Source organism: uncultured Gemella sp. (assembly GCF_963515875.1).
Lineage (GTDB): Bacteria > Bacillota > Bacilli > Staphylococcales > Gemellaceae > Gemella.
The window spans coordinates 1-13,217 of record NZ_CAUPZX010000009.1; the positions used below are offsets into that span (position 1 = coordinate 1).

At 30.1% G+C, this 13,217-nt stretch carries 14 protein-coding genes and 1 riboswitch; of the genes, 6 read left to right on the plus strand and 8 right to left on the minus strand.

Features of this window, described 5'->3' with window-relative positions; all coding sequences use genetic code 11:
- Positions 1–163: 163 nt before the first annotated feature.
- The 3 genes from RWL85_RS02780 to lepB all read right to left on the minus strand — a co-directional run bounded on the left by RWL85_RS02780 (position 164) and on the right by lepB (position 3,156).
- Positions 164–817: a DNA alkylation repair protein gene (locus RWL85_RS02780; protein WP_314084704.1), complete on the minus strand. Its 654-nt coding sequence runs from the start codon at positions 815–817 to the stop codon at positions 164–166.
- Between the two features lie 23 nt (positions 818–840).
- Positions 841–2,442 (minus strand): CTP synthase, encoded by a 1,602-nt coding sequence (locus RWL85_RS02785; protein WP_314084706.1) that lies wholly within the window; start codon positions 2,440–2,442, stop codon positions 841–843.
- A 162-nt stretch (positions 2,443–2,604) separates the two neighbouring features.
- Complete coding sequence (lepB, locus tag RWL85_RS02790; protein ID WP_314084709.1) at positions 2,605–3,156, minus strand: signal peptidase I; 552 nt, start codon at positions 3,154–3,156, stop codon at positions 2,605–2,607.
- A gap of 214 nt (positions 3,157–3,370) precedes the next feature.
- Positions 3,371–3,475: riboswitch (TPP riboswitch) on the plus strand.
- Between the two features lie 38 nt (positions 3,476–3,513).
- Between lepB and RWL85_RS02795 the strand changes: the two genes are divergently transcribed.
- From RWL85_RS02795 to RWL85_RS02810, 4 genes are read left to right on the plus strand one after another with little or no spacing between them, the layout of a single operon-like run.
- Complete coding sequence (locus RWL85_RS02795; RefSeq protein ID WP_314084712.1) at positions 3,514–3,795, plus strand: thiamine-binding protein; 282 nt, start codon at positions 3,514–3,516, stop codon at positions 3,793–3,795.
- Positions 3,770–4,555 (plus strand): ABC transporter permease, encoded by a 786-nt coding sequence (locus RWL85_RS02800; protein ID WP_314084715.1) that lies wholly within the window; start codon positions 3,770–3,772, stop codon positions 4,553–4,555. Before RWL85_RS02795 ends, RWL85_RS02800 begins: the two co-directional genes overlap by 26 nt.
- Complete coding sequence (locus tag RWL85_RS02805; protein ID WP_314084718.1) at positions 4,536–5,531, plus strand: ABC transporter substrate-binding protein; 996 nt, start codon at positions 4,536–4,538, stop codon at positions 5,529–5,531. The genes RWL85_RS02800 and RWL85_RS02805 overlap by 20 nt, the downstream gene beginning before the upstream one ends.
- Positions 5,531–6,250, plus strand: a complete 720-nt coding sequence (locus RWL85_RS02810) for an ABC transporter ATP-binding protein (protein WP_314084721.1) — start codon at positions 5,531–5,533, stop codon at positions 6,248–6,250. Before RWL85_RS02805 ends, RWL85_RS02810 begins: the two co-directional genes overlap by 1 nt.
- Before the next feature lie 47 nt (positions 6,251–6,297).
- Here RWL85_RS02810 and RWL85_RS02815 read toward each other — a convergent pair whose 3' ends face one another.
- Together RWL85_RS02815 and RWL85_RS02820 are read right to left on the minus strand one after the other, a co-directional pair.
- On the minus strand, positions 6,298–7,455 hold the full coding sequence (locus RWL85_RS02815; RefSeq protein WP_314084723.1) for a chloride channel protein: 1,158 nt from the start codon (positions 7,453–7,455) through the stop codon (positions 6,298–6,300).
- 102 nt (positions 7,456–7,557) lie between these two features.
- Complete coding sequence (locus RWL85_RS02820) at positions 7,558–8,466, minus strand: YitT family protein (protein WP_314084726.1); 909 nt, start codon at positions 8,464–8,466, stop codon at positions 7,558–7,560.
- Positions 8,467–8,637: 171 nt separating this feature from the next.
- Between RWL85_RS02820 and pssA the strand changes: the two genes are divergently transcribed.
- A complete protein-coding gene (gene pssA / locus RWL85_RS02825; protein WP_314084730.1) occupies positions 8,638–9,156 on the plus strand; it encodes a CDP-diacylglycerol--serine O-phosphatidyltransferase in 519 nt (172 codons plus the stop codon).
- A gap of 114 nt (positions 9,157–9,270) precedes the next feature.
- Here the strand turns inward: pssA and RWL85_RS02830 are convergent, their stop codons facing one another.
- Positions 9,271–10,032 carry an alpha/beta hydrolase gene (locus tag RWL85_RS02830; protein ID WP_314084733.1) on the minus strand — a complete coding sequence of 254 codons (762 nt, stop codon included), beginning with the start codon at positions 10,030–10,032 and terminating at the stop codon, positions 9,271–9,273.
- A gap of 133 nt (positions 10,033–10,165) precedes the next feature.
- Between RWL85_RS02830 and RWL85_RS02835 the strand changes: the two genes are divergently transcribed.
- Positions 10,166–11,416 carry a peptidoglycan bridge formation glycyltransferase FemA/FemB family protein gene (locus tag RWL85_RS02835; RefSeq protein ID WP_314084736.1) on the plus strand — a complete coding sequence of 417 codons (1,251 nt, stop codon included), beginning with the start codon at positions 10,166–10,168 and terminating at the stop codon, positions 11,414–11,416.
- A 67-nt stretch (positions 11,417–11,483) separates the two neighbouring features.
- Here the strand turns inward: RWL85_RS02835 and clpP are convergent, their stop codons facing one another.
- Both clpP and RWL85_RS02845 read right to left on the minus strand, forming a co-directional pair.
- Positions 11,484–12,131: an ATP-dependent Clp endopeptidase proteolytic subunit ClpP gene (gene clpP / locus RWL85_RS02840; protein ID WP_314084739.1), complete on the minus strand. Its 648-nt coding sequence runs from the start codon at positions 12,129–12,131 to the stop codon at positions 11,484–11,486.
- A gap of 164 nt (positions 12,132–12,295) precedes the next feature.
- On the minus strand, positions 12,296–13,174 hold the full coding sequence (locus RWL85_RS02845; protein ID WP_314084741.1) for a YitT family protein: 879 nt from the start codon (positions 13,172–13,174) through the stop codon (positions 12,296–12,298).
- Positions 13,175–13,217 lie beyond the last annotated feature (43 nt).

A 13,217-nucleotide genomic window follows, 5' to 3' on the forward strand; every position in this document is an offset into this window, starting at 1 on the left:
TGTACATTTTTATTTTGTCACTTTTGTACATTTTTATATTGACATTTACATTTTCGAGTTACTCCTAAATAATCTAACATTAATCCGACTAAATCATAATTATTTTTTTAGTATTCGTCCTATGAACAAAGAAAAAAGAGCGATTAAAAACCACTCCTTTCTCTTACTTATCTAAATACTTACTAGCCTCTCTTAAGCTAAGATTAGCCATATTCTCTCTATTCTTTTCTATGAATTTTGTTACCCACTCTGGATTAGATTTCGAATAATCTCGAAGTGCCCATCCTATGGCTTTATTAATGAAAAATTCACTATCACCTAGGTTGTTTACTAAAATTTTATCTAGAATTATTTCATCTACTTTTTCTTTAAATGAAAGTTGGTGTAAAATAGCAACTCTTCTTAACCAAATATTACTATCCTTACTCCACTCTAGCATTATTTGATCATAACCTTCTATACGAATAACCAAACTACCTACAACCTTAGCAAGTAAATCAACAGTATCCCACCAAGATTTTGTCACGATTAGATATTTTAACCTTGAAATATCCTCTCTTTTTAAGAATTTCTGCATTGCCTTTAAATAATAAACAACTACATATTGAAATTCTCTTTCTTCTTTATTCCAACAAGTTTCAATAAAGTTCCAGTCTATTACTTTAGATTTTCTAGCCTCAGGAAAATATTTTTTATAGATTTCTGTTCTAGTTGCACCACGCACACCTAAAAATCTAAACTTATCCTGCATATATCTCTCCATTGATACTGCTAAAAGTTCATTACGATTTTCTTCAAGATCTGAAATTAAACACATTAGATTCATATTTTTTTTAGTTTCTATCTCTTATTTTCTAAACTTGCTTTAATAAATCCTGCGAATAATGGATGTGCTTTTTCTGGACGAGATTTAAATTCTGGGTGGAATTGACCAGCTACAAACCATGGGTGTTCAGGAATTTCTACGATTTCAACTAACTTACCATCTGGACTAACACCTGATAATACCATTCCTTTGTTAGTTATACGATCACGATAGAAGTTATTAAATTCATATCTGTGACGATGACGCTCAGTAATATTGATTTCTCCATATTCTTTATGAGCTACAGATCCTTCTGTTAATGTACATGGGTAGCTTCCTAAACGTAAAGTTCCTCCCATTTCTACAACATTTTCTTGGTCAGGTAGTAAGTTAATAATTGGGTACGGTGTGTTTGGATCTAATTCTGAAGAATGTGCTCCAGTTAAACCACACACATTACGTGCAAACTCAACAGCAGCAAGTTGCATACCTAAACAAATACCGAAGAACGGAACTTTGTTTTCACGTGCGTATTTAATAGTAGTAATTTTACCTTCAACTCCACGATCACCAAATCCGCCTGGTACAAGGATTCCGTCTGCGTCTTTAAGATACTCGTGAACATTTTCTTCTGTAATATCTTCAGATTGAATCCAATCAATTTTCACTTTAGCATTATGTTTATATCCTGCATGTTTTAGAGATTCTACAACTGAAATGTAAGCATCGTGAAGTTCTACATATTTACCTACTAATGCGATTCTTACATCTTCTTTTAAGTTATCTACTCTATCAACTAACGCTAACCATTCAGTCATATCAGCTTCAGGCGCAGTTAAACCAAAGTGTTTTAAAACGATATCGTCAATTTTTTGAGCTTTAAGATTTACTGGCAATTGGTATAAATTACTTACATCACGACTTTCAATAACATTTTGTTTCGGAATATCACAGAATAATGAAATTTTAGCTCGTAATTCATCATTTAGAGCAAGCTCGTTTCTAACCACGATAATGTCTGGTTGAATACCTAAACCACGTAATTCTTTAACGGATTGTTGTGTAGGTTTAGTTTTCATTTCTCCAGCAGCTTTGATATATGGTAATAACGTACAATGAATAAAGCATACATTTTCACGACCTAAATCACTACGGATTTGACGAATTGCTTCTAAAAATGGTAATGATTCGATATCTCCTGTTGTTCCACCAATTTCTGTAATAACTACATCGGCATCACTAGATTCACCCGCTAATAATACGCGTGACTTAATTTCGTTTGTTACGTGAGGAATAACTTGAACAGTACCCCCTAAATAATCTCCACGACGTTCTTTTTCAATAATTGAAGAATAAACACGTCCTGCAGTTACGTTAGAATATTGTCCTAAGTTAACATCGATAAATCTTTCATAATGACCTAAGTCTAAGTCAGTCTCAGCTCCATCTTCTGTAACGAAAACCTCTCCGTGTTGATATGGACTCATTGTACCTGGGTCAACGTTTAAATATGGATCAAATTTTTGTAATGTTACTTTTAATCCTCTATTTTTTAATACACGACCTACTGATGCCGCTACAATACCTTTTCCTAATGATGATACTACTCCACCTGTTACAAAAATATACTTTGTCATTGTGTTCTCCTTCTATTAAAAATAATAAACCCCCTACGAAAATATCGCAGGGGGTGGTTTCTTAAATCACTCTTTAAGAGTGCCCGTATATTATTCTAGCATAACGCTAAATTTTTAGCAACTAAAATAATTCGATATATTAAATTTTTCTTTTAGTATTTATTAAAAGAATTTGAATGAACTAAATGGATAGTATCTTAAGCTTACTTTCCCAATCATTGCTTCTTTCTTAACAAATCCGAACACACGACTATCAGTACTGTGCTGTCTGTTATCTCCTAATACAAAGTATGTACCTTCTGGTACAGTTTTAGATTTTGTACTACTTAAATATTCAATATTAAAGTCTGGAGTAAATGGTGCAGTCCCAGAAGCTTTAGCTTCTTTTATTTTTTGAGCTAAATAAGGTTCTTCTACTTTTTCACCGTTAACATATAATACATCATTTCTGTATTCTATTGTATCTCCAGGAATCCCGATTATACGTTTAATATAATCATCAGTCTCATTCGCATGGAAAACTACCTCATCTCCACGTTCATAATTTTTATTAAACTTATTAACAAATACTTTATCGTTATCAGCAAATGTATAATCCATTGAATGACCTTTTACTGTGAAAGGTGCAATAACATATGTGCTTATAAGTAGATAGATAGCTATAGATACAACAACTACTACTACCCACTCCATTATTTCTCTAAAAATTTTCACTGGTAAATCCCTCTTTTATTTTATTTATGATTAATAATTCTATCATATATTAATAGAAAAATCAAAAATATTCTTTCTTTGATAAATTAAGTATTAACAATATAAGCTTAGTTTTTTTTATTTAATACATTACACAAACAAGTATAATTCAATATATTTGCATACCTATACAACTTGTAAGCACTTATATTGTATTTTTTTCTCGATATGCTATAATTATTTATACGGGAGTCTGTGAACAGTCTGAGAGGAAATAATAAAATTTCGACCGAACCTGATCTGGATAATGCCAGCGTAGGTACACTTAACTTAAAGACAAAACCTAGACCCCTTAAAGTTGTAAGGAGGTTTTTTATTTTGATAAATTGCAGTATTGCATTACAAATTCTTCCACTTGATAATCATGACGGGAGATTAGAAATTATAGATAAAGTTATCTATTTTCTACAAAGTAAACATTCTAATGTAAAGGTTACTCCATTTGAAACAGTCATTGAAGGTGAATTTAACGACTTAATGGATAGTCTAAAAGAATGTTTTGTCCTAGCGGGTGAGGACAGTAATAATATATTTGCTAATGTGAAAATTAACTACGGAGATATTTTAACAACAGATGAGAAGATTAAAAAATTTAATTAATAAATATGCTGCTCTTATTTCTATGTTGTGCTTAGTTGTTATTTGGCAAGGAGCTGGATTTTTAGCTTTATTACCTAAATACATTATTCCTACACCTATTGAAATAATGAGAGCATTTATAAAAAACTACGATCTATTAATTTTTCACAGCAAAATCACCCTACTTGAAGCTATTATCGGTCTATTTTTAGGAATTGTAATAGCTTGGCTTCTAGCTTTAATTATGGATAGTATACCTATATTTAACAAGTCTATCTATCCACTTCTTGTCCTAACTCAAACTATTCCAACAATTGCAATAGCACCTATACTTGTACTATGGTTGGGATATGGGCTTACTCCAAAGATTGTACTAATCGTCTTAACGACAACTTTCCCAATAGTAGTGAGTATTCTCGATGGATTTAGAAACTGCGATAAAGATATGATTACATTATTGCAGCTAATGAATGCCAGTAAATTACAAATACTTTGGCATGTTAAAATCCCTACGAGTTTAAGCTATTTCTATGCTGGGCTTAGAGTTAGTGTTTCTTATGCCTTTATCGCCGCTGTAGTAGCTGAATGGCTTGGAGGTTTTGAAGGATTAGGAGTTTATATGATTAAAGCAAAAAAATTATTTGAATACGATACTATGTTTGCAATCATAATACTAGTATCAGTTATTAGTTTATTAAGTATAGAACTCGTTAAACTAAGTGAGAAAAAATTTATTAAATGGAAATACATAGGAGAAAATCATGAAAAAGATATTAACTAGCATTTTTGCTTTTATTTTAGCTATTTCACTAACTGCATGTGGAACTGTAAATAAAAATGCAGAGAAAAAAGAACTTAAAAAAGTAGATTTCGTTCTTGACTGGGCGATAAATACAAACCACACTGGTCTATATGTAGCAAAAGAAAAAGGTTACTTTGCTGAAGAAGGTATTGACCTTGATATTAAACCAGCACCTGAAGATAGTACTTCTGACTTAATTATTAATAATAAAGCACCTTTTGGTATCTACTATCAAGATACTATGGCTAACAAACTTTCTAAAGGAGCAGGAATCACTGCTGTTGCAGCGATTATTGAACACAACACATCTGGTATCATCTCACTTAAGAAAAACAACATTAAAGAACCTAAAGATTTAGAAGGTAAAAAATACGGAACTTGGAATGATCCAGTAGAATTAGCAATGGTTAAATCACTAATTCAAAAACAAGGTGGAGATGCTAATAAATTAAACTTAGCCCCAAACACAGATACTAACTCTGTAACACCATTAGAAAACGGACTTTTTGATGCAGCTTGGATTTACTATGCATGGGATGGTAAATTAGCTGAACACATGAAATTAGATATTAACTACTTCTATTTAAAAGACTTCAATAAAGACTTAGACTACTACTCTCCAGTAATTATTGCTAATAATGATTACTTAAAACAAAATAAAGAAGAAGCTAAAAAAGTTCTTAAAGCTATTAAGAAAGGATATGTCTATGCTATGGAACATCCTGAAGAAGCTGCAGAGATTTTAATTAAAAATGCTCCAGAATTAAAAGATAAAAAAGATTTCATCGTTGAATCTCAAAAATATCTATCTAAACAATACGCAACAAACAAAGATCACTGGGGTGAATTTGACGCTAACAGATGGAACGCATTCTACCGTTGGGTTAACGAAAACAAAATCACTGAAAAACCTCTTGCAGAAAACACAGGATTTAGCAATGACTTTATAAAATAATGAACATATTATCAATAAAAAACTTATCTTTCAATTATCCAAACAATAAAATACTACATGATATAAACATTCATGTCGACAAAGGTGAAGTAGTTTCTATACTTGGGGGTAGTGGTGTCGGTAAAACTACACTTTTCAATATTATTGCAGGTATAAATCCACTGCAAACTGGTGAAATATCTATAAAAGGAAATACTGACTATAAAGGTCGCGTAAGCTATATGCTTCAAAAAGATTTATTATTAGAACATAAAACTATTATTCAAAATATTATACTCCCTCTTCTAATAAGAAAAGTTAACAAAAAAGAAGCTGAAGAAGAAGCGATAAAAAGCCTAAAGCTATTTAATCTTTATGACTATAAAGATAAATATCCAAGTGAATTAAGCGGAGGTATGCGTCAAAGAGTCGCACTTCTTCGAACATACATGTTCAAAGAAGAACTATTCTTACTAGACGAACCATTTAGTGCACTTGATGCTATTACGAAAATTTCACTACATTCATGGTATCTAGAAATTAAGAATAAGCTAGATTTGACAACCTTACTTATTACACATGATATCGATGAAGCTATCGATCTAAGCGACAGAATTTATATCATAAAAAATAAGCCTGGTGAAATAGTATCTGAAATAAAAATTAATTTTGACGAACAAGATCAAGACGAACAAAAATTAAAATATAAAAAAGAGATATTAAAAATACTTGGTTTATAATAATACACCCTAGTGTGATTCAATCACACCAGGGTGTATTCTCTTGTTTATTTATAAATACTATATCTTTTATTAATCAAGTAGATTAATATTGCAGGGATAACTGCAAAAAACATCAACTTATAGCCAAATACTTCTAAAGCTAAAAATATCGGTGCAATATACGTCTTAGTTGCTGCAGAGAATACTAAACAATATCCTAGAGCTGCAGTTACTAATATAGGCAGTCCTAGCCAAGTACCTAATATTACTCCACAAGTCGCTCCAATCGCAAACAATGGAGTAACCTCTCCTCCACTAAAACCAATTCCTGTACAAAGTGCTGTTAAGATTATTTTCAATATAAAATCATAAATTTTAATCTGTTCAACGTTCGTAAAAGAAAGACCAATTAAATTCGTTCCTAATGAAGCATATCTATACTCAAAAACAATACTAACAATAATAAAAATACCTAAAAGAAGCCAACTAATTTTACTATTAAAACCAACTAGTTCTTTAATTTTTCTTTGAAGCATCACAAATAGAATTCCTACAAATACAAAAATAACACCTATTAAAATCAACTTTAATATGAACACTACATCTATATTCACTTTGCTTATATCTATATCAACAAAAAACTTCTCTAATCCCAATTTATGAGAAACTAATGCACTAGTATAAGCTCCAACTACATACGTTACATATTCAGAAAATTTCCTAAGAGAAAATCTAAATTTTTCACTAACAACTTCTAAAATAAATACTACTGCTGCCAAAGGTGTTTGAAACAAACCGGCAAAGCCACAGATCATTCCTAATTTAACAAAAAACTGTTTCCTTTCTTTGCTAAATTCATCTGCTGCCAAGTTTCCACCAATAGCTCCACCTAATTGAACAGCGACACCTTCGCGACCAACACTTACTCCAAACCCATGTGCCAACAAAGTATTCAACGTTAATATGAACGGAAAAGTCCATGTTACTTTTTCTTTCTTAGTAATTGCCGCTTCTATAAAATATTTCATTCCAATATTATTTGTTTTTAAATAGCTATTACTATATCTTGTAAAAACTAATATGAATGGTGTTAATATTATCAAGAATTTATAATAATCACTAGTTAGCTCTATAAGTTTTAATAATACTTGTCCAAATACCGAACAACAAATTGCTATTAATAAAATTAAACTTATAAGTCTTATATAATAATTTTTCAACATATTATTTTTGATTCTTTCTCCTTATATTAAATAACGGCGGATCGACTTAGTTTTATGATTCACAAAAATCAATTTTATAAAATCGCTCCGATACAAACTTATTTATAATTTATTTTTAAACGATAATCTCGTTTTTTTGGGCTGATCAAAACTAAATCCTTCACCAATAATATCATGAACTTCAGTAATTGTCACAAAAGCACGTGGATCAATTTTATAAACTAGTGATTTCACTTTACCAATCTCATTTCTTGATACAACACAATACCCTATATTCAGATCTTTTTTTGAATAACTACCCTGTCCTTTAATATAAGTAAGACCACGATTCATATCTTCTTGAATTCTCTTAGTAATAGTCTCGATTTCTGATGAAACAATCATTACTCCTTTACCTGGTACTCCACCTTCAACAACATAATCTATCATTTTTGTACAAATAAATATATAAATTAAAGTATATAATATCGCAGGATAACTTTTTACTACTACAAATGTTAAGGCAATGATTACCCCATCTAGAATTTGGATAATTCTACCAATAGAACTTCCAGTATATAATTGTACAATTTTAGCAACAATATCTACACCACCAGTAGTTCCTCCTGCAAGAAATACTATCCCTAGACCTATTCCAGCTATTATTCCGCCAAAGACAGCGGCTAATAATCTATCTCCGCCTAGGTCTATAGATATATTATACTTCTCGAATATTCCAATCCAAAATGTCAGCATAAAAATACCATATATCGTATACATCATAGTTTTCTTATCTAACATTTTATACCCAATTATTAAAAGAGGAATATTAACTAATATTGTTCCAATAGAAACAGGTAATCCAACAGCATATAAAAGTAACAATGCTATACCAGTTCCTCCACCTTCTGCAAGTTTATTAGGTACGTTAAAATGCATAATAGAAAATGAATAAATAGCACAACCTAATGAAATAATTAACAATTCTTTTAGTATTTTTCTAAAATTTAAATTTTTAATATTATTTTCCATAATACATCTCCTAAAAATAATCGTATCCTAATTATAACAGTTTATATCATGATTAACAACACCAATAATTCATAATTTTTTACCCTAAATTACTAGAAATTTTATATTTTCTTAGACTTTATTTGAAATTTGTACTATAATTATAATATCACTATTGGAGGTTAATTTAAAATGAATAAAAACTTCATACCAAATTATCTTACCCTTTGTAATATTTTTTGTGGGTTTATGTCGATTCTAACTACAGCTCACGGATATTTCGTTTGGGGTACTGTCTTTATTATATTAGCTATGCTTGCAGACAGATACGATGGTATCGTAGCAAGAAAACTTGGTGTAGTTTCTGAAATTGGTCATGATTTAGACTCATTATGTGACGTAGTTAGTTTCGGAGTTGCACCAGCGACACTTATTTTTGAAATATTTATTACTAATGATAAACCTTCTACTTTCTTAATGATAGTAGTAGCCATACTTTGCGGAGTCTATGTATGTTGTGGAGCTTATCGTTTAGCAAGATTTAACGTTACAAAAATGAAAAATGGATACTATCAAGGTGTTCCAATAACTACTTGTGGAACAGTTCTTGCTTTTTTATCTCTATTTAAACTACCAAGTATCGCAATGCTAATTTTATTAGTACTGAGTTCTTATTTAATGGTAAGCAACTTAAAAATCAAAAAAATATAAAAAAAAGGTTGTATATTGTAATATATATCAGAAATCCGATATATATTTACTAATATACAGCCTTTTTATCTTATTTATACTACTCTTACTTCAATCCACTACTAGTTAAAACTATTATAAACAACTACTAATTACCTCTACTAGTTCCTCTGGATTCTCCCAAGCCATCGAGTGTCCAGCATTTTTTACTACTTTTACAGTTATGTTATGTTTTGGTAATTCTTCAAAATCCATGCTAGGTAGTGTCTTTTCTCCGAAAATAAAGTATCTAGGTACATTATAACTATACAATAAACTACGCCAAGAATTTTCTCTTACTACTACCGCATCGCGAGAAATCTGATAAGCTGCCTCTGGTAACCAATTTTTCAATGTTGCTGCCCACATAGTATTTTTCCCACTTTCGCAGTATTGTATTAATCTTGTTATACTTTTTTTATAGTTTTCTTCAGTGTATTGAGCTACAGCCCAACTAGTACGCCCTTTTGTCGCAGGATCAAGGTTAGGTTCAGTTAATATCAATCTTTCAATTTTTTCCTCACATAACGAACACAATTCTATAGCTATCGCACCTCCTAAACTATGTCCGAAAACTATAACTTGTTCAAGCCCTAAATCTTCTAAAAATTCCGATAAATATTTAGCGTGATTTTTCACTTCATAAATAAAATCAAGTGGTTTATCACTATATCCTGCACCTAGTAAATCCACTAAAATTCTTCTATGTCCTAAAAATTCTTTCTTACTAGCTATTTCTACATAATCAAATGAACTAGCGCACCCCAAGCCATGAATAAATATTATTGGTAATCCTTCACCACAGAAATCATTATACCTTATTTTATAGTTAGTATTTCTTATTGTATACTCTTGCACAATTATTCCCCCTAAAAATAGTTTCTTTACTTAATTATATCATTAACTCCTAGTATATTACTTTTTTTTTTCTAAAATTTGTTATATAATTTATAAGTGATTTTGAAAATAAATAAAAAAAGGAGATTTCGAAATGATATTTACTGAAATTAGTAGTAAAGAACTACTAAAGTTTCAAAAAGAAAATAATCATCGTTATTACTTTTCTCAAACTGCTGAATATAATGTCATGGCACATAATAATAACTTGAAAACTAAAATTTTAGCTGTTAAAGAAAATAATGAGATCTTAGCTTACGGAATATTTATATATTTTCAGTATAAAAAATACTTTTACAAAGTAACCGCCCAACATGGGCCAATAATGGACTATTCTAATACTGAATTAGTTTCGTTCTACTTTGAACAATTAAAAAACTACTATTCAAAAAATCTTAGAGTTCTTTGTGTAAGAGTAAATCCATTTATAAATGAGAAATATTATAATGATATTGAATTTATATCAGATAACGAAGAAGCTATAAAGACTAATAGAATTTTAAACGATTTAAATTTTTATGCTATGAATGAGGATTTATTCACAAATCCAACTCTTTCTCCACGTTGCATTTTCTCTAAAACATTAGATGAAGATGTCACAGAAGCAAACTTATTAAAAAACGTATCTCAAATAGCTCGCTATACTATTAATCGAACTATTAAAGAAGGTGTTCAAGTTCGAGAGATAGATATCTTTAATGAAGAAGATGCTAAGATCTTTGATGAAATAAACCGAGATACAGAAAACAGAATTGATTTTGAAATTCGTGATAATACTTATTTTAAATCATTAAAAAATAATATCGGTAGTAAAGCACATTACCTTGTTTCATATATTGATTGTGATCAGTTCGTAGAAACTACAACTAACACAATCACAAATCTTGAAAAAGAACGCGATGACTTAAAAGAAAAATTAGAACAAGGAAAAGTCAACGCTAAAAAAGCGACAAATCGTCTTAAAGAATTTGATGAAAATATTGCAATTTGGTATAAAAAAATTGATAAGGTAAAAGAATTAAAATCTGAAAATGGTAATATTATCAATTTATCTTGTGCAAGTTTTATCGAATCAGGTCAAGATTTAATTTACTTTACTAGTGGAGCGATGAGAAAATTCCATCGTTATGAGGGACCATATGCAATCTTGTTCCATATGATGAAATACGCAATCAATAATAACTTTAAATATTTCAATTTCTTCGGTACATCTAAAGATTTTGAGTCTGAAGAGGCTACTGATTACGGAGTTCTTCAATTCAAACGTAATTTCAACGGAAATATAGAGTATTTTATGGATAACTATGAAATCAGAAATGCTATCGGAAAAATTTGGAAAATATAAAAGGGAGTGACTCAAAATCTCGATTTCATAGAAATCGATTTTATCGAGTCAGTCCCTTTTTTCTCATTTAATCTTCTTTTTTAGCAACTTTTTTCGTAGCTTTTTTTGTTTTTTCTTTTTTTTGAGGTTTATTATTTTCTGGATACATAACTTTATCTACTAATCCATATTCACAAGCCTCTTCTGCTGTTAGATAGTTATCACGCTCTGTATCACGTTCAATAGCTTTAATAGTTTGTCCAGTTCTATCAGCTAAAATTCTGTTTAATTTTTCACGTGTTCTTAGTATATGTTTTGCAGCAATTTCAATTTCTGTTGCTTGACCTTGCGCTCCACCTAGTGGTTGGTGAATCATTACTTCAGCATTTGGAAGTGCATAACGTTTACCAATAGTTCCAGCCGCAAGTAAAAATGCTCCCATACTAGCTGCCATACCCATACAAATAGTTACAACATCACATTTAATGTGTTGCATAGTATCATAAATAGCAAATCCAGCAGTCACACTACCACCTGGTGAGTTAATATAGAAATAGATATCTTTTTCACTATCTTGTGCTTCTAAAAATAATAGCTGACTTGTTATAGAATTTGCTACTTGATCGTTTACATCTGAACCTAAAATAATGATTCTATCTTTTAATAATCTTGAATAAATATCGTAAGCTCTTTCTCCTTGAGAAGTTTGCTCAATTACTGTAGGAATTAAATTCATTTTCTTACCTCCTAATTTTCTTTTCACTAGATATTATATATCAAAAATGGTCAATTAGCAACTTTTTTTCCTTTCTAACTCTTCTGCATTTTCAATAGTTATATGCTCTAATTAAACAAAAAGATTCAACTTAAAATCATTTCTAAGCTAAATCTTTTTAAATTCTATAATCTATATGAATGTTCTTTAAAGTTACCTACTATTGTATTTACTGCGCTTACTGTTATAAATGCGTCGGGACAATTTTTAGCTACTAATTTACGCAATTGATACATCTCGTTTTGTTGAATTACTACTATAATCATACGTTTTTTTTCATGAGAATATCCGCCCTCTACATCCATTATAGTTGATCCTCTATGTAATGTGTTATTTATAAGCTCTACCATAACCTCGGGATTCCTACAAATAATTGTACATTGAATATAAGCAGAGAAGAATTTTTGAACACCTCTCATCGTCTGATTACGTACAAAGCTCATAACCAATGCATACATTACATACTTTATATCAAAAAATATCCAGACTATTGTATAGATAGTAATATCTTGCACAAGGAATACTGTAGGTAAATTAAGATCCATTTTTTTTGAGATAAATTTACCCGTAATATCGGTTCCTCCAGTTGAAGCTCCTGCAACTAATAAACAGCACATCGCAAGTCCAGATATAATTCCACAAAAAATTGCTGCAACAAGTGAATCCCCTAAATGAACAGGAGTTATTATCCTAGGTAAATTATTAATTAAAAATGACGATATACTTATTACAACTCCTGTAAGAATTACAAACTTTCTACCAATATATCTATAACCTATATAAAATAGTGGAACGTTTAATAAGAATTGTACTGTTCCTATTTTTATTCCTGTTAATTTATTTGCAACTAAACTTAACCCTAATGCACCACCTGCACCAATATTATTTACAGGGATTAATAAACCAGCATAAATAGAGAATAATATCGTTCCTATTATAATAAGAACAACATCTTTAGTTTGTTTATGTTTTTCAGTAGCATAAATTGTATCTGATAATTTCATTATAATTTTATCCTTTATTTATTTTTCTCTATATATTTTAATA

What these genes read in the sequence shown, in the direction of transcription:
- RWL85_RS02805 (WP_314084718.1), top strand. Translation starts at nt 4,536, where the DNA reads ATGAAAAAGATATTAACTAGCATTTTTGCTTTTATTTTAGCTATTTCA.
- RWL85_RS02820 (WP_314084726.1), bottom strand. Translation starts at nt 8,466, where the DNA reads ATGGAAAATAATATTAAAAATTTAAATTTTAGAAAAATACTAAAAGAA.
- RWL85_RS02815 (WP_314084723.1), bottom strand. Translation starts at nt 7,455, where the DNA reads ATGTTGAAAAATTATTATATAAGACTTATAAGTTTAATTTTATTAATA.
- RWL85_RS02835 (WP_314084736.1), top strand. Translation starts at nt 10,166, where the DNA reads ATGATATTTACTGAAATTAGTAGTAAAGAACTACTAAAGTTTCAAAAA.
- RWL85_RS02785 (WP_314084706.1), bottom strand. Translation starts at nt 2,442, where the DNA reads ATGACAAAGTATATTTTTGTAACAGGTGGAGTAGTATCATCATTAGGA.
- RWL85_RS02845 (WP_314084741.1), bottom strand. Translation starts at nt 13,174, where the DNA reads ATGAAATTATCAGATACAATTTATGCTACTGAAAAACATAAACAAACT.
- clpP (WP_314084739.1), bottom strand. Translation starts at nt 12,131, where the DNA reads ATGAATTTAATTCCTACAGTAATTGAGCAAACTTCTCAAGGAGAAAGA.
- RWL85_RS02780 (WP_314084704.1), bottom strand. Translation starts at nt 817, where the DNA reads ATGTGTTTAATTTCAGATCTTGAAGAAAATCGTAATGAACTTTTAGCA.
- RWL85_RS02810 (WP_314084721.1), top strand. Translation starts at nt 5,531, where the DNA reads ATGAACATATTATCAATAAAAAACTTATCTTTCAATTATCCAAACAAT.
- pssA (WP_314084730.1), top strand. Translation starts at nt 8,638, where the DNA reads ATGAATAAAAACTTCATACCAAATTATCTTACCCTTTGTAATATTTTT.
- RWL85_RS02800 (WP_314084715.1), top strand. Translation starts at nt 3,770, where the DNA reads ATGAGAAGATTAAAAAATTTAATTAATAAATATGCTGCTCTTATTTCT.